This window comes from Streptomyces sp. NPDC102283 (assembly GCF_044766265.1).
Taxonomy (GTDB): Bacteria; Actinomycetota; Actinomycetes; order Streptomycetales; family Streptomycetaceae; genus Streptomyces.
On record NZ_JBIWLQ010000020.1, the window covers coordinates 81,061 to 101,707 of the forward strand.

The window sequence follows — 20,647 nt, forward strand, 5'->3', positions numbered from 1 at the left end:
CTGAGCGTTTTTAAGATCATTCTCCGAGGAACGAACCGACGGACCGGTGGAACACGACATGACATTGCTGGATGTACTACTGGACGCGGTCCGTGAGGCTCCCGGGCAGGTCGTCGTGCATGTCCGCGGGGACGGCGACGAGCTGGCGGTCGGTCTGGGCGAGCTCCTGGAAGATTCCCTGCGCGTGGCCGGAGGCTTCCGGGAGGCAGGGGTGGCACCCGGGACCTGTGTGCCGTTGCTCGCCGACCGCAGCGAGGACTTCCAGCCGATGTTCTGGGGTGCGGTGGCGGCCGGTCTCGTTCCGGTTCCGCTGGCGCCGGACGCCCGTCGGGTGCTGCCCGTCTGGGAGCACCTGGGGCGGCCGCCGGTCGTCGTGGACGCCTCGACGGCATCGCTGACCGGTGAACTCCCCGACGCCGTACACACCCTGACCCTCGATGCCCTTCGGGAGGGACCCGTACTGCGGGAGCCTGTCGCCGCCGGGCTCGACGACGTCGCGTTCGTGCAGTTCTCCTCGGGAAGCACCGGTGCGCCCAAGGGGGTGGAGGTGACGCACGGCGCGGTGCTGGCCAATCTGGAGCAGATACGGGCCGCCTCGGCGCTGGGCCCCGACGACGTGGTGGTCAGCTGGATGCCGTACTTCCACGACATGGGGCTCATCGGCACCCATCTCGCTCCGCTGGCCGCCCGGGCCCGGCAGGTCAAGATCGGTCCGCTGTCGTTCGCCAAGCGGCCCCGCCTGTGGTTCGAGGTGGCGGCCCGGCACCGGGCCACGGTGCTGTCCGCGGCCAACTTCGCCCTGGCGCTGGCCGTACGCCGTGTTCCCGACGAGGTCCTGGCCCGGCTGGACCTCTCGGCCGTACGGCTGATCCTGGTCGGGGCGGAGCCGATCGCGCCCGCGGTGTGGCGTGCCTTCGCCGACAGGACCAGGCCCTCGGGGCTGGATCCGGCGGCCGCCCAGCCGGTCTACGGCCTGGCGGAGGCGACCCTGGCGGTGACCTTCCCACCGCCGGGGGAAGTGGCCGAGCCCCTGGTCCTGGACCGGGCGTCGTTGAGCCGTGGCGTGGCGGTGGACGCCGAACCGGGCGAAGGGGCAGTCGAGTTGATGGACGTCGGGCGGCCGGTGGCCGGCTGCGCCGTGCGCATCGTCGACGACGCGGGCACCGTCCTCGGGGACCGGCGGACCGGGCACATCATGGTGAGCGGCCCCCAACTGGCCCGTGGCTACCACCGTCTTCCCGACGTGAGCGCGCAGGTGTTCGCCGGGGGATGGCTCCGCACCGGTGATCTCGGATTCCTGCGGGACGGCCGACTGTGCGTCACGGGACGGCACAAGGAGGTGGTGTTCCTCAACGGCCGCACCTTCCACGCCACGGACATGGAGGAGGTCGCTGCCGCGACGCCCGGGCTCCCTCCCGGCGCCCCGGCGGTGGTCGGGTCGACCGACCCGGTCACCGGTGCCGAGCGCGTCGTGGTGTTCGTCCCCTGGGCACGGCCCCCGCGCGGGGCGGCGGAGGTACTCGAACGCGTCGCCGCCCGGGTGCGCGAGGCCCTGCTCCACGACGATGTGCGGGTCCTGGCCCTGCCGCCGGGCGCGTTCCCGCGTACGACGAGCGGCAAGCTGCAACGTCGGCGGCTGCGGGAGCGTTTCGAGGAGGGTGCGTTCGGGTCAGGTGAGCGGCGGCCCGGTGGGCCGGAGGCGGGTGAGGGCGCCGCGGGTGACGGCGGTGGTCTCCCGTCGGCCGTACCCGGTCCGGCGGGAGCCGCACGGCCTGCGGCAGGACCTCTCACGACGGCGCCCCGATCCGGAGCGGAGACCGTCGAGGTCGTGCGGGAGGTGTGGGCGCGGGTCCTGGGCCGGCCCGCCGGGTCGATCGGGGCACAGGAGCCGTTCGGGAGCCTCGGGGGGACGTCGCTCAAGGCGATGGAGGTGCTGGTGGCGCTGGAGGACGCCTTCGGTGTGACACTGCCGCCGGCGGTCATCCGCGACCACGGCACGGTGGCCGCGCTGGCCGGTCACCTTCTGACGGTGGCGCCCGGCCCTGGAGCATCCGGCCCGGGAGCGCCCGATGAGGAAGCATCCGACGGGGAAGCCGTGGAGGGCGCCCCACAGCTGACCGGAGGAACGGCCGCGGTGGACGCGACCGGGCCCCGTGGTGCCGCCACCGCTGCGGCCGTCATCGGGATGGCCTGCCGGTTCCCCGGCGCCGACAGCCCAGAAGCCTTCTGGGACCTGCTCGTCGACGGGCACGACGCCGTCGCCCCCGTACCACGTGGACGATGGGACGACGGCCAGGACCTTCCGGGTGCCCGACCGGGATCGGCTCCGGCAACTCCGTCAACTCCGGCAGCTCCAGCAACACCGGCGGCTCCCCGGAAGCGATGGGCTGCGCTGCTGGAGGATCCGGCCGCTTTCGACGCCGGCTACTTCGGCATCGGCGAGGACGAGGCACGCGCACTCGACCCGCAGGCCCGGCTCTTCCTGGAACTCGCGCACGAGGCACTCGAACGTGCCGGATACGCGGGTCCCCGCCGACGCGGTCGCAGGATCGGTGTGTTCGCGGCGGTCGGGGACTCCGGCTACCGGGAGGTCCTGGAGCGGGCCTCGGCCGACGGCTCCCCGCTGCCCGGGGTGCTCACCGGAAACCTGCCGGCCCTCGTCGCTGCCCGGGTCTCCCAGAGCCTCGACCTCGACGGTCCCGCACTGGCGGTGGACACTGCCTGCTCCTCGGGCCTGGTGGCTCTGCACCTGGCCCGGCGCAGCCTCCTGGACGGCGAGTGCGACCTCGCCGTCATCGGCGGGGTCAACCTCCACCTGACCTCGGCCCCGCACCGGCTGCTGGAAGAGGCCGGGGCCCTCTCCCCCACCGGGCGCAGCCGCGCCTTCAGCTCCGACGCCGACGGCTTCGTGCCCGGAGAGGGCGGCGCGGCCATCGTCCTGACGCGCCTCGACGCGGCCCGCCTCGCGGACGATCCGGTGCTCGCGGTGGTCCGGGGCACGGCCGTCAACAACGACGGCCGGTCGATGAGCCTCATGGCGCCCAACCCGTTGCGGCAGCGCGAGGTCATCACCCGGGCGTACGAGGCGGCGGGCGTCGATCCCGCTTCGGTGGGCTATGTGGAGGCCCACGGGACCGGCACGGCCGTGGGGGACCCGATCGAGCTGCGTTCACTGGCCCACGCCTTTCCCGAACGCCCCGACGGCGAACCGCGGTTGGTCGGTTCGGTGAAGACCAACATCGGGCATCTGCTGAACGCCGCCGCACTGCCCGCGCTGGTGAAGGTCGTGCTGGCGCTGGGCCACCGCAGGCTGCCACCGTCGTTGCATCACGCCCCTGCCTCGCCGGGCCTCGCTGCCGCCGGTTTCACCGCGGTGACCGAGGCCCGGCACTGGACGTCCGCCGAGCCCCTCGTCGCGGGGATCAACGCGTTCGGTTTCGGCGGCACCAACGCCCATGCCGTCCTCGAACAGGCCCCGCCCCCGCGGTCCCCGGCTGCCACGGCTGCCACGGCTGCCACGGTCTCCCGGTCGGCGGGTGTCGCGGGTGAAGTCGCCGTCGAAGGTCCTCACTTGCTGACCCTGTCGGCGCGCAGCGCGGGCGCGCTGCGGGACTCCGTGGTCCGGCTCGCCACGCACCTGGAAAGCCGTCCGCATCTGCGGGAGGGCGACGTCTGCCGGACAGCGAGCACGGCCCGGGACGATGGGCCCCACCGGCTCGCCGTCATCGCCGACGGTGATCTGCGGGACCAGCTCTCCGCGATCGCCGCCGCCGGAACGGGAGAGCCGGGCGGGCAGGCCGGGAGCCTCGTCCGTTCCCGGCCGCGCGTGGCCTTTCTGTTCCCCGGTCAGGGTTCGCAGTTCCCCGCCCAGGACCGGGCGCTGTACCGGACGGCGCGGGTGTTCCGGGACACGCTCGACGAGGCGTCCACGCTCCTCGGCCCGGTGTGCGGGCGGCCCCTGCTGGACTGGGCGCTGGACCGGGAAGTGAACCCCGCGGCGCAGGCTGTGACAGAGGTGGCGCAACCGCTCGTCGTCGCCTCCGGGGTGGCGCTCGCCCGTCAGTTGCGCACCTGGGGCGTGGAGCCGGACGCGGTGGCCGGGCACAGCGTCGGGGAGATCACCGCCGCCTGTGTCAGCGGGGTGCTGACTCTCCGGGAGGCGGTGCGATTCGCAGCCGAACGCGGCCGTCTCATGGGCGCGTTCACCGCACCTGGCGCCATGATCGCCGTCCACGGAGGTGAGGAGGCCGTCGCCGCGGCGGTGGCGGAGTCCGACGGGGCGCTCGGCGTGGCCGCGTACAACGGTCCGGGGCTCCAGGTCCTCTCCGGGGGCGTCCGTGCCGTGGAGCGCGCCGCCACCGACCTCGAAGCCCTGGGCTTCCCCACGCGTCGGCTGCGGGTCTCCCGGGCCTTCCACTCACCGCTGATGCGGCCGGTCGCCGACCGGCTCGCCGACGCGGCCCGCGCGTTGACGCCGCAGATCCCGTCCGTTCCCCTCATGAGCACCGTCACCGCCGAGTGGCAGCCGGTCCTCGGCCCGGAGTACCTGCGTGACCACGCCGAGCGTCCGGTGCGGTTCGGGGCGGCCGTGGAGCGCCTGGCCCGGGAGGGGTACGACACGTTCGTGGAGGTCGGCCACGGCGCGACCCTGTCGGGTGCGGTCCGCGCGACGACGGCGGCCTACGCGGCCGACCTACCGGTGAACCGCGCCGGCGTGGCTGGAACGTCCCGTACGTCCGCCACATCCGGCACATCCGGCACATCCGGCAACTCCGGCAACTCCGTCACGTCCAGCGCACCCAGCGCACCCATCGGCGGACCGATCGTGGTGTGCGCCCTGCCGGGACGTTCCGGCGGTCGCACGGACGCGGAACGGCTCCCCGATGACGGGCCCGGCGGGCGCAGGGCCCTGCTGGGAACCATCGGCCGCCTGTGGTCGCACGGCGTGCCGCTGGACCGTACCGCGCTCGACGCGGAGCACCACCGGATTCCTCTGCCCACCTACCCGTTCCAGCGCAGCCGCTACTGGGCCGATCCGCCGGCGTTCCCTCTGCTGCACCGGGTCCGGTGGGAGAACGCCGCCCTGCCCGGGACGGCAACGGCGGCCGTGCGTTCGGTGCTGCTGACAGGGCCCGACGCCGCGTACGTCGACCGGCTCGCCTCGCAGCTCTCCGCCGAGGGGGTCCGGATGTACGAAGCGGGCGACGGGTCGCCGGATGCCGTGGTCCTGGTGGCCGGTCCCGCTCCCGGCCAGGACACCGCCGACGCGCTCGGCCGGGCCCAGGACGCCTCGCTGGCCGCCTTCGGCGAGGCCCTCGCACGGTTCGACGAGGCGCGCGCGGACCGGCTGCTGGTGTTGACCGAGGACGTCCACGCCACGGGGGCCGTACGGGAAAGGCCTCGGCCGGCCCACGCCGTGCTCGGCGGACTCCTGCTGGCGCTGCCGCAGGAGACTCCGGGCGCCGCGGCCACCGCGCTCGACCTCTGCTCACTGGACACCCCGTCCCAGCGCCTCACCGCCGTTCTGGCCGAGCTGGCCGAACTGAAATCGGGCGCCGGCACGCCGGGCTCGGTCACCACCGTGGCCTGGCGCTCGGGGCGCAGGCTCACCCGCCGCTTCGCACCACTGTCGAGCGGCTCCACAGCACCGGACGGGGCGCCGCGGTCACCGCTGCCGCCCGACGGCACCTTCCTCATCACCGGAGGCTGCGGCGGAGTCGGCGCCGCGCTCGCCCGGGACCTCGCCGGCCGGGGCGGCCCCACCCTCGTACTCGCCGGGCGCTCCCCCCGTCCTCCCGCGGGACTGACCGAGGAACTCCGCTCGCTGGGCGCCACTGTCCACTACCGCGTGGCCGACGTCTCGGTGGAGCAGGACGTCGACGCACTGCTCGCCGGACTGCCCCGCCTCGACGGCCTCTTCCACGCCGCGGGGGCAGTGCGGCCGGGCACCCTGCGCAGCAGGCGCGCGGAGGAGACGGCGGAAGCCCTGGCCGCGAAGACCCGGGGCAGTCTGCTGCTCTCGCTGGCACTGCGCCGGCACGGCCTCGACCCGGCGGTCCGTGTCGCGTTCTCCTCCGTCAGCGCCGCGCTGCCCGGCCTGGCGGGAGCGCTGGGCGATTACGCCGGCGCCAACGCCTTCCTCGACGCGTTCGCCGCGTCGGAACGGCACGCCGGCAGGCCCTGGCAGTCGGTGAACCTCGCGGCCCTCACCGGCACGGGCATGGCGGCGGCCCTCGGAACGGGGGCGGGAGGCGGCTCCACCACCGTGCGGAGCCCCGGGGGACGGCCCGTTGCCCTCGGTCCCGCGCTGGCGGCGCTCCGTACGGCGTGCGGCATCGACGCGGCGCAGCTGCTCATCGCCGACCTCACACCCTCCTCGGGGCCCGCGGTCATGGCGGGCCCGACCGCGCCGACGGAATCCAAGGGAACGGAACCCGGCACGGAACCGACGCCCTCGGACCATGCACCCCGCACCGGCACGAGTGTGAACAGCAGTACGAGCGCGGGCGCCGGACCCCGTACCGGCACCGCGGCGTTGCTTCGGGGGCTGCTGGCCTCGGCGCTGCGTCTGCCCGAGGCCGGGGTCCTCGACGACGAACCGTTCCTCGCCCTCGGCCTGGATTCGCTCGCCGCCGTCGACCTCGTCAGGCAGCTCGAACGGGAGTTGGGCAGGCCGCTGCCCGCCACCCTCTTCTTCGAGTACCGGACGGTCGCCGAACTGGCCGCGCACCTCGACACCACGTCCTCCCCCGCACCGCCGGCCGACTCCACGCGCTCCCTCTCGCCCGCCGCGACTCCCGTGCCGGACGGGCTCGCCTTCCCGCTCACCTCCGTCCAACTGGCCCTGCACACCAGCAGTCGGCTCCACCCGGACGTCCCTGCCCGCGGTTACGTCCGCCAGACCGTCCGGGGCCCCCTCGACACCCAGCTCCTGGGCCGGGCGCTCACCGTGCTCGCCGACCGGCACCACATGCTCCGGATCCGCATCGAAAGCACCGTAAGCGCCGCCAGCACCGGAAGGACCGACGAGGAGACGGGGGACGGGAGCGGCTCGGCGACACCGGCGCAGTACGTCGCGCCGCCCGCCGCACTGTCCGCCTGGTACGAGGTCCGCGAGCTGACCGGCCGCATCGAGGAGCTCGAAAGGGCCCTGTGCAACCGGCCGTTCGACCTCTCCGCCGAGCCTCCCGTGCGCGCGCTCCTCGCCCGGGAGAACCCGGAGCTGTCGCATCTGGTCCTGGTCATCCACCACGCGGCCGGTGACGGATACAGCCTCAACGTCCTCGCCGGAGAGCTCTGGTCGCTCTACACCGCCCTCGCCGAGGGGCTCCCACCGACCCTGCCCGAGCTCGGCACCGACTTCGCTCGGTACGCTGCGGCCGCCTCCGACGAACGGTCCTCCACGAACGGTGTGCGGGCCCTCGCCGCCGACCGTCTGTACTGGTCGCGCCGGCTGGACTCCCTGGGCGAACCGCTGCGACTGCCGTACGACGGTGATCCGTCCGCCCTGCCCGCGGCGCCGATGACCACGCACCAGAGCGCCCTCGACCCGGTGCTGACCGCCGCGTTGGCGAGGCGGGCCGCCGCTCACGAGGTGAGCCTCTTCCATCTGCTGCTCGCCGTGCACGTACGCTGTCTGGCCCGGTGGAGCGGACAACGGAACATCGCGGTGAACGTCGCGCGCGCCCGCCGGGACGATCGCCAGGCGGGCCTGGACCGGCTCGTGGGGCCGCTCGCCGACACCCTCCCTCTGCTCTGCGGGACGGACCCGGACGAGTCGGTGGAGGCCCTTGCCGAGCGGCTGGCGGGGATCTGGCTGGAGAGCGAGCAACACGCGAGCCTCACCGGCCTGGACCTGGCCCGGCTGCTGCCGGCGGACCCGTCCGGGTCCGGCCCCCGGACGGTGAGCCCGGCCGGCTTCAGCTTCTCGCGCTTCCCCGCCGCTCTCGACGGGCGTTGTCCGGTGAGCGTGCGGCCGACCGCGGCCGGCACCGCCACCGCCGCGACCCGTCTGAGCCTGCTGTGCTGGCAGGACGAGGCGGTGCTGCGCTTCTCGTGGAACTTCCCCGTCCGGCTCTTCGACCCGGCGACGGTGGCCCGCCTGGATCTGGACTTCCACGACGAGTTGGCCGCACTCGTCGAGCCACGGTCCGACGTCCCGGCCGTCACGGATCCCATGCCGGTCCACGGCACCGGTGCCGGATCCGGCACCGGATCCGCCACGATCGTGCGTCGGCTGCTCGAGCGGTTCCGGGCCACCCCGGACGAGGTCGCCGTCGACACCGGCGCCACCACCCTGACGTACGCCGAACTCGACCGTGCCTCCCACACCCTCGCCACCTCGCTCCTGGCCCGCGGCGTCACCCCGGGAAGCCTCGTCGGGCTTCTCACCGAACCCGGCGCCGATACCGTCGTCTCGGTCGTCGCGGTCCTGCGCGCCGGGGCTGGCTGGGTTCCGCTGGACGCCGGCCACCCCACCGCACGGCTGACGGACCAGCTCACACGCTCGGGCGCCTGTACGGTGCTCTGCCACGCCGCCACCCGGGCGGTGGGGGAAGCGCTCGGCGACGTCGCCCTGGTGTCCGTCGACGCTTCGGCGCCGCCCTGCAGGGGCGCGGGTTCCGAGCCTGCCGGAGGCCCGGACCGGGTCGCCGGTCCCGTCCTGTCGCCGGAGGGACTCCCCGTACCCGACGGCCCGGTCGCCGCCGACGACATCGCCTACGTGATCTTCACTTCCGGGTCCACCGGCCGCCCCAAGGCCGTGCCCATCACCCACCGTTCGATGGAGAACTACCTCGACTGGGCGATCGACACCTTCGGATACGCCGAGCACGACCGGCTCGCCCAGACCGCGTCGCCCTGCTTCGACGCCTCCGTCCGCCAGCTCCTCGCCCCGCTGCTCGTCGGCGCCACCGTGGTCACGGTGGCCTGGGACCTGCTGCGCGATCCCGACCGGCTGCTGACCCACGTCGTACGCAGCCGGATCACCGTCTGGAGCTCCGTCCCCACACTCTGGGAACAGCTCCTCGGCGCTTCCGAGGAACGCGTACGCAACGGCGCGCCGCCGCCGGACCTGTCCGCGCTCCGGTGGATCCATGTGGGCGGCGAGGCCCTGTCGCCCGCCCATGTACGCCGCTGGTTCGACCTCTTCGGCGACGGCCAGCACATCGCCAACCTGTACGGCCCGACCGAGGCCACCATCAACACGAGCTGCCACATCATCCGGGCCCGGCCCGGCGACCAGGTGCGGCGGCTTCCCATCGGCCGTCCCGTCTCGGGCGCGGAGGTGGAGGTCGTCGGCCCCGACGGGGAGCCGGCGCTGCCCGGCGAGGCCGGTGAGCTCCTCATCTCCGGAGTCGGCCTCACCCCGGGCTACCTCGGCGAACCGGCCCTCACCGAGGCCGCGTTCACGTTTCGGCGCGGTCTCCGCTGGTACCGCAGCGGCGACCGGGTGCGGTGTTCCGAGGACGGCGTCCTGGAATTCCTCGGGCGGCTGGACGACCAGGTGAAGATCCGTGGCAACCGGGTCGAGCCGGGGGAGATCGAGGCGGTGCTCCAGACCCACCCCGACGTCACCCAGGCCGTCGTCCTCGCCGAGAACGGACGCCTCACCGCCTTCGTGACACCGGGGCCGACGTCCTGCGGAGCGGACGCCGTGGCGCTCCGGCTCCATCTCGCGGAGTCACTGCCCGCGTACATGCTTCCGTCCCGGATCACCCGTGTCGGCAGGATGCCGCTCACCAGCACGGGCAAGATCGACCGGCGTGGGCTTCCGGCACTCCAGGAAGCGACCGAACCGCCCGGGGTGGACACGGACACCGGCAGCGGCGTGCGCGCGGGCGACGTCCGTACACCGCCCCGCACTCCCACCGAAGTCCGGCTGGCCGCCATCTGGTCAGCCCTGCTCCAGGCCGACGACGTGTCCCGCGAGGACGACTTCTTCGTCCTGGGCGGCGACTCCCTTCTCGTGCTGGAAGTGTTCGCCCGGCTGGAGAAGCAGGGAGGTCCGCTCCCCCGGCCGACCGCCATCTACCGCAACCGCACACTCGCGGCTCTCGCGTCCGCGGTGGACGCAGCGGGGGTCACCCCCGTCGACCCCACGGATGCCACGGATGCCACGGATGCCGGCGTGGGCGCTCTGGAGGCTGTGGACGCCTCCGACGCCGCGGCGGACGCGTCGCCCCGGGAACGCGACGCAAGTGGTGGCCGCACCGGGACGCCCGATCCGGGCGCCGCTCCCCCGCCCTTCCCGCTCACACCCACCCAGCGGGGCTTTCTGCTCGCCGAAGCCATCGCACCGGGCACGACATCTTCCTGGCTCACGCGGTTGCGTCTGCACGGCCGCCTCGACACCGCCCGCTTCCAGAGCGCGGTGGACACGCTCGTCGAGCGCCACCCGATGCTCCGTACCGTCTTCCCCGCCGGGGCGCGCCCGCCGGTCCAGCAGGAGCTTCCGTCCTCACTGCGCCTGCCGGTCGACTTCGAGACCCTCACCGACCCGGGGCAGGTGGCGGAGCGGATCACCGCAGAACGGGCACGCCGTTTCGAACCCTGGGCCTGGCCCCTGTTGCGCCTGCGGGTGCTCACCGTCGCACCCGACGAACACGTCCTGGTGGCACACGCCCACCACATCATCGGCGACGGCTACAGCGCCGCCCTCCTGGTACGGGAGCTGACGGCCGGGTACGACTCCCTGTCCAGCGGCGAGGAACCGGCCCCGGCCCCTCTGCGCAGCACCTTCCGCGACCACGCCCTCCAGCTCGCGGAGCGCAAGGCCACGGCCACGGCTCCCTCCGCGGCGGCCCCCGGGCCCACCCCCGGTACGGGCTCCGTCCCACCGACCGCGCCACCTCGGCCGGGCGCCCCGACCGACGCGGACCGGTGGGCGCGGCTGAGCGCGCCCTACCGGCCGCCCTTGCTCGCCGCCGGGGCGACCGTCACCGGCACACCTCCGGACAGCGGCGGCGGCCCGCTCTTCCACAGCTGCGGGTTCACGGTCGACGCCGACCAGGTGGAGGCGCTGCGCGAGCTCGCGGCGCGCACCGGATCCACCCTCCACACGCCAGTGCTCACCGCCTACTACCGGGCGCTCGCGGCCATAACGGGAAGGTCGGATCTGGTACTCGGCCTCGCGGTGAGCGGCCGGGACCGTGCCCTGCCCGACGCACACCGGGTGTTCGGCCCCTTCGCCACGGCCGTTCCCCTGCGGCCGGCGGGTCCGGCGTCGAGGCGATCCGACAGCACGGGTTTCGAGGACGATCTGCGGCGCGTCGCCGCCGAGGCCGCCGAGGCGCGGGCATACGAGGGGGCCGTGCCGCCGTTGTCCAACGGCCTGCCCATGGCCTCGCAGTTCTTCTTCACCTATCTGGACTTCTCCGCCCTGGGGCCGGAGAGCGGCAGGAGGCTGACGGTCACCCGGGAGGGCGGCGACAGTGTGTACACGCCACCACCGGCCGGTACGGACGTGTTCCTGGCGGCCGGTCCGGACGGCGGGCGGCTGCGGATCACCGTGCGCGCGGCGGCGACCGCGTTCACTCCGGAGGCGCTGGCCGCGTTCGCGGACTCGGTGCGCGACACGCTGGCGCACGCGGCGGCCTCACCCCGGCCCGGCCCCGGTTGCCTCGACGACCCGGGCGGCCCCGGCCGGGACGCACCGTTGGACGCCGCGCTGGTCGGGTATCTGCCGTCCCCGGCCGACCTCGCCCGGCTGGCGGGTCTGCCCGAGGAGGCGCTGCCGCGCGAGCAGGTGCGGAGCCTGCTGTTCCCGGACGGGCGGCCACGGCTGCTGGAGACCCTGATGACGCCGCTGGGCGGTTCGGGCTTCGTGTGCGTCCCGCTCTTCGCGGACGAACTCGCCCCCGGCGACGACCTCCTCGGGCACACCACGCGGGGAGTCGAGCTCGCCTCGTCCCTCGGTGCGCGGACCGTTTCCCTGGCGGGCATGATCCCCTCGCTCACGGGCTACGGCTTCGATGTCCTGCGGGCCGTCGGCACGACCGGAGCCTTCGCCGGTGCCCCCATGGACCCCGCTGTTCCCACCGCCCCCGCCGTCACCACCGGTCACGCGGCGACCGTCGTGTCCGTCGTCCGGACCGTACACGCGGCTCTCGACGCGACCGGGCGGCAACTGGGCTCCCTCACCGTCGCGTTCGTGGGGCTCGGCTCGATCGGCTCCTCCTCGCTGGAGTTGCTGCTCACCAGGTCCCAGCGGCCTCCCGGCCGGCTGCTGCTCTGTGACCTCCCGGGCAGCGGGCCACGGCTGAAGGAACTGGCCGAGAACCTCCTGGAACGCGGCCTCGTGGAGATCGTGGAGGTGGTCGAGTCGGATCACGGTCTACCCGACGCCGTGTACGACGCCCGCCTGATCGTCGCGGCGGTCAGCGGGGGCGGCGCACTCCTGGACATCGACCGTCTGGCGCCGGGTACGACGGTGGTCGACGACTCCTTCCCGCACTGCTTCGACACGTCCCGCGCCATCGGCCGGATGGAACGGGCGAAGGACATCCTGGTCGTGGGCGGCGGGCTGCTGAGCGCCGGCCCGGCGGAACGGCGGGTGACCGAGGGCCTCCCGGCCGCCGCCGTGGCCGGATACCTCGCGCAGCCGATGGTGCCGGACACCATCGCGTCCTGCCGGCTGGAGTCCCTGCTCCACGCCTCGGGGGCCGATGTGCCGCTCGTCCACGGTCCGGTCGACGCGGCCACCGGACTGGCCTACTGGGACGCGGCGGAGGCGACCGGCATCCACGCCGCGCCCCTGCACCTGCTCACCCGCACCGTCGTTCCGGACATGCTCGCGCAACACCACTGGAGTTCATGACCGTTCCCTCGCGTCGCTGAGAACCACCGCGAAACGCGGACCCCCGGTCTCTTCGACCGCGGGGTCCGCGGACGGACGTGTTGTCTCTCCCATCAACCACGGCGCGTCCTGCGCCAGCCGAAGGGGCCCGGCAGATTCATCGAGGTGGTCCGCCGACCGGTGCTGCTACGGGTATGGCGGGGGCCGCTCCTACCGCCACCAGTGGTGACGGACCAGGACTTGCGATTGATGTTGAGTCGGACACCCGGAAAAATCCTCAGACTCTTACGAAATGTCAGCGGCATGAGCTCTCACTTTTCTCCACGCATATCACAAATGAACTACGGCTGAGCGCAGACCAGTTGCTCTACATATGCTCGATTCTCCTCTTAGCATGCCTCTCGCGCCCGATTCCGCACCGGCGCCCTGCTCGGGGAATCCCGCCGCGAGGCACGAAGAGCACGGCGACGGCGGGCGGGGCCGGAAGCGTGATGCTTCCGGCCCCGCCCGCCCCACACAGCGCAAGTCAGACGCGGCGGTGGCGACCGTAGTACTCACCCGTCGTGCGGTGGAAGTCCGCGTCGCCGATGTGCTTGTCCTTGTCGAACTCCGGGGAGCCCTTGATCTGGTCCTTCGTGAGGTCGATGTAGACCTTCTTGTCGTCGCCGTCGATCCGGCTCACCGTGCCCGCCGGAAGCAGAACGTGCTTGCCGAAGATCCATACGCCGGTGTCGACCACCAGATACGAGGACGACACGTCGTCGGAGTGCTTGTCGACCTTGCCGATGCTGCCGTCCGTCGCCTCGACCTTGTAGCCGATCAGGTCGGTCCCGGCGGTGTGACCGGCAGTCGGCTGGTAACCCCACAGATTCTCACTCATGAAAAACTCCTTCGTTCGTTCGGAAACGCAATGACGTATTTGGGGTTGTCTTCAGGCGGGCGCTGCACCAGTTCGCTTACCGTCCGGTCGAACGGCCCTTCCCTCATCAACCGCTGACAGCCTCGTGCCCCATGTCGCGCTGCACATGTCCGCGAAATCTTTTTCTTTTCGATCCGATGAGGGGGAATGTGGGCGACCCGTGGCGCGCCTGATTCCGTCGGCCTCACGGGGGAACCTTCTCGACCTTCGCTGAACAGCGCCCCTCGTCGAGTCCGAAACCGCGGGGCCCGCCGACACCCTCGCCCCGACCGGACCCGGCCTCCGCGGCCCGCAGCCGCCCCACAGCCACCGCCCAGGACCAACGCGAGCCGGGACGCGCCGAACCTGTCGCCGCGTGCTTGATATTGCTTGAAATGCTTGCCTAATATGCAGCTTCGAGCATAGATCGCCGGGAACAGGGAGCACAGATGACGCACGTGGCGCAGGAGCTGGCCAGTCAGCCCGACTGCTGGCAGGTGGCCGCCGGGATGGCGGACGGGCTCGCCCACCGGCTTCCGGCGGCCGGCGAGCGCATCGCCGTCGTCGGCTGCGGTACCTCGTACTTCATGGCCCAGGCCTACGCGGCGCTCCGGGAGGGCAGCGGCCAGGGCGAGACCGACGCCTTCGCCGCTTCGGAGTTCCCGACCGGCCGCCCCTACGACCGGGTCGTGGCGCTGAGCCGCTCCGGCACCACGACGGAGGTGCTCGGGCTCCTCGGGGAGATCGGTGACACGACCCGCCGCACGGTGGTCATCGGCGACCCCGACACCCCGATGGCGGCGATGGCCGACGACACGATCGTGCTCGAGTTCGCCGACGAGAAGTCCGTCGTGCAGACCCGCTTCGCCACCTCGGCGCTGACCCTGCTCCGCGCCCATCTGGGCCTGCACACCGACGCGGTCGTCGAGGACGCCCAGGTCGCGCTCGCCGAGCCGCTGCCCAGCGGTCTTGTGGAGTGCAGCCAGTTCACCTTCCTCGGGCAGGGCTGGAGCGTGGGGCTCGCCAACGAGGCCGCGCTGAAGATGCGCGAGGCCGCGCTCGCCTGGACCGAGGCGTACCCGGCGATGGAGTACCGGCACGGCCCGATCAGCATCTCCACCCGCTCCACCGCGACCTGGATGCTCGGCGAGGCCCCGTCCGGACTGATGGACGAGGTGCACGCGACCGGCGCCCGGTGGGTGGCCGGCGGCCTCGACCCGCTGGCGGAGCTGGTCCGGGTGCAGCGTCTGGCCCTGGCCATCGCGAACGCCCGCGGTCTCGACCCGGACCGGCCGCGCCACCTCACCCGCTCGGTCATCCTCAGCAGCACGGCCTGACGGCCCCGGCCGCCGCCCCTCCCCGCCTGACGGACCCTCACCCCGGAGTCGCCATGCCCATCGCCGCCACCGGCGATCTGATCGCCGAGGCCGCCGCACAGCACCGTGCGGTCGCCGCCTTCAACGTCATCACCCTGGAACACGCGGAGGCCATCGCCGAGGGCGCGGAGGCGGCGGGATCGCCGGTGATCCTGCAGATCAGCGAAAACGCGGTCGCCTACCACCGGGGCCGGCCGCGGCCGCTCGCCCGCGCCGCGGCGGAGGTGGCCGACCAGGCCGCCGTCCCCGTCTCCCTGCACCTCGACCATGTGCAGTCGACCGAGCTGCTGCACCGGGCGGCGGACTGCGGCTTCAGTTCGGCGATGTTCGATGCCGCCCGGCTGCCGTACACGGAGAACCTGGCGGCCACCCGCGCCGCCGTCGCATGGGCGCACGAGCGGGGCCTGTGGCTGGAGGCCGAGCTGGGGCAGGTCGGCGGGAAGAACGGGGAGCCCGCGCTCGACGCCCATGCGCCCGGGGCCCGTACGGATCCCGACGAGGCGCGGTCGTTCGTCGCGGCCACCGGCGTCGACGCGCTGGCCGTGGCGGTCGGCACCTCGCACGCGATGACCTCGCGGGACGCCGTCATCGACCACGGTCTGCTGGCCGGCCTGTGCGCGGCCGTACCGGTTCCGCTGGTGCTGCACGGTTCGTCCGGAGCGTCCGACGAGGAACTGGCCCGCGCCGTGGTGGGCGGGATCCGGAAGGTCAACATCGGTACCGCGCTCAACATCGCGATGACCGGAGCGATACGGGAGCGACTGGCCCGCGACGACCGGGGCGTGGATCCGCGACGCTATCTGGCGGACGGCCGGGACGCGATGGCCAGCACGGTGGCCCGGATGATCGCGGTGCTGCCCTCGGGTCGGGTCCGCGCCGCGTGACGATACGCCGGAGGACGTCCCGACAGGGGCGTCCCCCGGCGGGCGGGACCGGTGTACGGGCAGAGGTGGCAGAGGTACGGGTCAGGCCTGCTGGTGCAGGGTGCGGGGGTCCACCGGGTGGGCGAACGGCAAGCCGTGCGCGTAGCGTTCGAGCTCGTCGACTGCGGCGTCCGCGAGCCGGTGGAGTTCGCCGCCCTGCGACCCGGCGACGTGCGGGGTCAGGAGCACGTTCCGCAGGTCGTAGAGGGGCGAGTCGGCGGGCAGGACTTCCGGTTCCGTGTGGTCGAGCACGGCGTTCAGACGACCGGTGACCAGTTCCTTCACGAGCGCGTCGGTGTCCACCAGGGAGCCGCGCGCGGTGTTGACGAGGGTCGCCCCGTCCCGCATGAGGGCGAGGCGACCGGCGTCGAACAGGTGCCGCGTCGAAGGGAGTTCGGGGGCGTGGATGCTGACGACGTCGCTCCGTGCCGCCAGGTCGTCGAGGCCTGCGCGCTCCACGCCCAGGGCCCGGGCGCCGTCCTCGTCCAGATACGGGTCGTGGACCAGGACGCGCAGATCGTAGGGGCGCAGCAGTTCGACGACGCGGCGTCCGATGCGGGAGGCGCCGACGATGCCCACGGTGCGGCGGTAGTTGCCGACGGTGGGGAACCGCCTCAGGACGTTCACCCGGGAGCGGGCCTCGCGGTAGACGCGGGCGCTCTCCAGGACCTGCTTGTTGGCGAAGAGGATCGCCGCGACCGTGTACTCCGCGACCGGGAGGGCGTTGGCCGTCGCGGCGGTGCTGACGGCGATGCCCCGGTCCCAGACGTCCTGGGTGATGTGGTGCTTGACGGAGCCGGCGGCGTGGACGACCGCGCGCAGCCGGGGCATGGCGCTCAGTGCCGCCGGGTCGAGCGGCGGGCAGCCCCAGCCGGTGAACAGGACCTCGGCCTCGCGGAGCCCGGTGCGCTGGGCGGGGTCGTCGGCGCCGAAGTCGGTGACGAGGAGACCGGGGACGAGGTCGGCGACGCGGGCGAGCCGGTCCAGGGCTTCCGGTGCCAGGATCGCCGCCCGGGTCTCGCCGCTCATCGCCAGGACGGTGCGGGGACGGGTCCGCTGGGGCGCGGCGGAGTGACTCACTTGACGGCTCCTGCGGTGAGGCCCGAGCGCCAGAAGCGCTGGAGGCAGAGGAAGGCGACGATCAGGGGGACGACGGCCACCAGCGAGCCGATGATGACCAGCGGGTAGAGCTCGGGCTGCTGGTAGACGTTCTGGTTCCACATGTAGAGGCCCAGGTTGACCGGGTAGAGCCGGTCGTCGTTGAGCATCATGAGCGCGCCGTAGAAGTTGTTCCAGCTCGCGGTGAAGGAGAACAGGAAGATGGTCACGAAGCCGGGCGCCAGCATCGGCAGGGCGACCTTGACGAAGGTCCGCACTTCCCCCGCCCCGTCCATCCGGGCCGCTTCCAGGACCTCGCCCGGTACGTACCCCTCGGAGAAGACACGGGCCAGGTAGACACCGAACGGGTTCACCAGGCTGGGGATCAGGACGGCCCAGTAGGTGTTGACGAGGCCCAGTTCGGAGGCCATCAGGTAGAGCGGGAGCTGGACGACGGTCGAGGGGATGAGGACGCCGACGAGGACGACCCCGAACCACTTCTCCCGGCCGCGGAAGGCGTACTTGTCGAAGGCGTAGCCGCAGGCCACCGAGATGAGGGTGGAGAGCCCGGAGGCGACGACGGTGTACAGGAGGCTGTTGAGCAGCCAGCGGACGAAGACCCCGTCGTTGTATACGAGGAGGGCGTCGAGGTTGGCCAGGAACTGGAAGTCGCCGAGGCTGAACGGGTTGGTGGCGAACAGGTCCCGGTAGCTCTTGGTGGAGGCGATCAGGAGCCAGGTCAGCGGCATCAGGGTGTAGACGGCGACGACGGCGAGGACGCCGTTGACCATGACGCGGGAGGTGATCCCCCGGCCCCGGCGGTCGGGCTGCGGGGCGGAACGGCGTCCGGCGCGACGGGGCGGCGTCGGCGCGGGCGGTGCGTCGGGGGCGGCTGTCTGGGTGCTCATGAGGCCTTCCACCGGTTGCCGAGCTTGGTGACGACGAAGGACAGCAGGCTGGCGACGAGGGCGAGAAGGAGGGAACTCGCGGCGGCCAGGCCGTAGTCGTGGCCCTTGAAGGCCGCGGTGTAGATGAACATGGTCGGCGACCAGTCCTCGCCCATGGTGTTGGCGCGCAGTTGTACGAGCTTGGGGGCGTCGAAGAGCTGGATGGCGCCGACGCAGGTGAACAGCAGGGTCAGGACGACGGTGGGCCGGATCATGGGGATCTTGACCTGGAGGGCGGTGCGCAGGGCTCCGGCTCCGTCGACGGTCGCCGCCTCCAGGACCTCGCGGGGAACGGCCTGGAGGCCCGCGTAAAAGATGATCATGTTGTAGCCGGTCCACTGCCAGGCGGAGATGTTGACGACCGAGAGGATCGCCTCGTCCTGGCCGAAGAAGTTCCACTGGGCGCCGAGCGCGTCGAGGGCGTCGGTGATGGGGCTGAGACCCGGTGTGTAGAGGTAGAGCCAGATCAGAGAGGCGATCAGGCCGGGTACCGCGTGCGGCAGGAAGTAGGCGATCTGGAAGAAGCGGCGGGCCCGGGCCATGGTCGAGTCGACGAGCAGGGCCAGAATGAGCGCTCCGCCGACCATCGCGGGGATGTAGAGCGCGCAGTAGAGGGCGATGTTTCCGAACGAGCGGAGGAACGCCTCGTTGCCCAGGGCTTCGGTGAAGTTGCCGAATCCGGCGAAGACCCGCTCGGTACCGCCGAATCCCAGGCCGGAGGACTCCTCGCGGTAGAGGCTCATCCAGGCCGCGTAGATCATCGGCAGGACCGTGACGGCGGTGAACAGGGCGAAGAACGGGATCGTGAAGAGGGCGACCGCCCGGCGCTGTCCGTGTCGGGTGCCGGGGCCGCCCGGCTTTCCCGGTCGGGTGGAAACGGCCGGACCGGCGGGAGCCGCGGGCCCCGCGGGCGGCGGCGCGGCCTGGGGCGCCGGGGTCTTGGCCGGCCGGGCGAGTGGGGCTGCCACCTGATGCTCCTTCGGCTGGTTGGGGTGGGCGGGGAGGGGGGCGCGGGCTGTCCGGCACAGCGTCCCGGGCAGCCGTGCGGCTACTTGTCGAGCTTCAGGCCGCGGTCGGCGATAGCGGTCTCGCCCTTCGCCTGACCGGAACTGAGCATCTTCGTGTGGTCGCTGCCCGCGGCCATCTGCGCCGAGACGACCTGCTGCTGCACCGGGCCCCAGGTCCAGCCGGGCACGATGGTGTCGGCGGCATCTCCGGCCACGGCGTAGACGTCCTGGCCGGCGAAGTAGGAGGTGTCGAACTCCTTCGCCGCCGCGGCGCGCATGCCCTCGTTGGCGGGCAGGGCGCTGCTGGGGGCCTTGAGGGAGCTGAGGCGTGCGGTCATGGCCGCGGGGTCGGTGGTGACCCACTTGATGAACTCGGCGGCCGCCTCGGTGTGTTCGCTGCCCTTGGGCACGATGTAGGAGGTTCCGCCGTACATGCCGGTGCTCGGCTCGCCGTCCCAGGTGGGCAGGGGGGCTATGCCCCACTTGCCTTTGCTGTCGGGGTAGCTGACGGGAAAGGTTCCGGCGCTCCAGGCGGCGCCGATGACGGTGGCGACCTTGCCGGTGGAGCGCTCCTTGGCCTCGCCCTCGCCCCAGAGCGGGGTCCTGGAGGCGAGGCCGTCCGTGAGGAGGTCGTCCCAGTAGGCGGCGACCTTGCGGGAGGCCGGGTCGTCGATGTTCACCTTCCAGGCGTCGCCGTTGGTGCCGTACCACTGGGCGCCGGCCTGCCAGGCGAGTCCGGAGAGCAGGGCGGGGTCGCCGCCGCCGAAGTTGGTGATGGCGACGTCGGGGTCGGCCCGGTGGATCTTCTCGGCGGCCGTGCGGTATTCGGCCCAGGTCGCCGGCACCTCGACGCCGTGCTTCTCGAACAGGTCCTTGCGGTAGAAGAGTTGGATGGGCGTGACGTCGAACGGCACCGCCCAGGTGGAGCCGCCGAGGTTGACCAGGGACTGGACCGCTTCGGGGAACTCCTTCTTCACCAGTTCTCCGGAGCTGGGCGTGAGGTCCACCAGGTTGCCCTCGCTGGCGTACTCGGGCAGCGCGGAGTAGTCCATGGTGGCCACGTCGGGGGCGTTGCCGCCCTTGACCGCGTTGGACAGCTTGGTGACGCCCTCGGGCCCCGCGGGCACCAGGGAGAACGTGACCTCGATGCCGGTCTGCGTCTTGTTGAACGCGTCGGCCGTCTCCTTGGCGCCCAGGGCGGACGACCAGAAGGTGAGGGTGACGGGCTTGCCGTCGCCGGGACCCGAGGCGTCCGAACCCGATCCGCCGCCGCAGGCGGTGGCGAGCAGGGCGAGTGAGGCGGCGGACGCCGCGAGGGCGAGGCGGGACGTGCGGGCGATACAGAGCATGGGCCGACTCCTACGGGACCTCGAACTGCGGGAGATGAGGTGAACGGCACACATCATTTTGCGCGGAAGTGATCGCCGTCAAGAGCAAATGACCAATTCAATCAAATCGATCACCTGTGAGCCGGAGTTCCACCTCCGATTCGCCCCCCGGCCCGGGGGGGGGGGGGGGGGGGGGGGGGGGGGGGGGGGGGGGGGGGGGGGGGGGGGGGGGGGCGCCGGGGGCCGGCCCGGCGGGGGCGGGCGGCGGCGGCGG

At 72.7% G+C, this 20,647-nt stretch carries 9 protein-coding genes; 3 read left to right on the plus strand and 6 right to left on the minus strand.

What is annotated here, in order from left to right; all coding sequences use genetic code 11:
- Window positions 1-46: 46 nt before the first annotated feature.
- Window positions 47-12,817, plus strand: coding sequence for an amino acid adenylation domain-containing protein (locus ACIRJT_RS31450; RefSeq protein ID WP_403915877.1), 12,771 nt, complete (start codon window positions 47-49; stop codon window positions 12,815-12,817).
- A 92-nt stretch (window positions 12,818-12,909) separates the two neighbouring features.
- On the opposite strand, the gene ACIRJT_RS31455 is transcribed toward ACIRJT_RS31450, so the two are convergent.
- Window positions 12,910-13,101: a DUF4236 domain-containing protein gene (locus ACIRJT_RS31455; protein WP_403915880.1), complete on the minus strand. Its 192-nt coding sequence runs from the start codon at window positions 13,099-13,101 to the stop codon at window positions 12,910-12,912.
- A gap of 221 nt (window positions 13,102-13,322) precedes the next feature.
- Window positions 13,323-13,676: a PRC-barrel domain-containing protein gene (locus tag ACIRJT_RS31460; RefSeq protein WP_403915882.1), complete on the minus strand. Its 354-nt coding sequence runs from the start codon at window positions 13,674-13,676 to the stop codon at window positions 13,323-13,325.
- A 467-nt stretch (window positions 13,677-14,143) separates the two neighbouring features.
- Here ACIRJT_RS31460 and ACIRJT_RS31465 point away from each other — a divergent pair, with 467 nt between their 5' ends.
- Window positions 14,144-15,031, plus strand: coding sequence for an SIS domain-containing protein (locus ACIRJT_RS31465; RefSeq protein ID WP_403915885.1), 888 nt, complete (start codon window positions 14,144-14,146; stop codon window positions 15,029-15,031).
- A 53-nt stretch (window positions 15,032-15,084) separates the two neighbouring features.
- Complete coding sequence (locus ACIRJT_RS31470) at window positions 15,085-15,954, plus strand: ketose-bisphosphate aldolase (protein WP_403915887.1); 870 nt, start codon at window positions 15,085-15,087, stop codon at window positions 15,952-15,954.
- Window positions 15,955-16,035: 81 nt separating this feature from the next.
- Here the strand turns inward: ACIRJT_RS31470 and ACIRJT_RS31475 are convergent, their stop codons facing one another.
- The 4 genes from ACIRJT_RS31475 to ACIRJT_RS31490 form a co-directional block, all read right to left on the minus strand.
- Window positions 16,036-17,073, minus strand: coding sequence for a hydroxyacid dehydrogenase (locus ACIRJT_RS31475; RefSeq protein ID WP_403915890.1), 1,038 nt, complete (start codon window positions 17,071-17,073; stop codon window positions 16,036-16,038).
- Entirely contained in the window at window positions 17,070-17,999 is a 930-nt protein-coding gene (locus tag ACIRJT_RS31480) for a carbohydrate ABC transporter permease (protein WP_403915893.1), read from the minus strand. The genes ACIRJT_RS31475 and ACIRJT_RS31480 overlap by 4 nt, the downstream gene beginning before the upstream one ends.
- A complete protein-coding gene (locus tag ACIRJT_RS31485) occupies window positions 17,996-19,006 on the minus strand; it encodes a carbohydrate ABC transporter permease (RefSeq protein WP_403915896.1) in 1,011 nt (336 codons plus the stop codon). Before ACIRJT_RS31485 ends, ACIRJT_RS31480 begins: the two co-directional genes overlap by 4 nt.
- A gap of 80 nt (window positions 19,007-19,086) precedes the next feature.
- The gene (locus ACIRJT_RS31490) at window positions 19,087-20,394 is read right to left on the minus strand and encodes an ABC transporter substrate-binding protein (protein WP_403915899.1); all 1,308 of its coding nucleotides are present in this window, start codon (window positions 20,392-20,394) and stop codon (window positions 19,087-19,089) included.
- Window positions 20,395-20,647 lie beyond the last annotated feature (253 nt).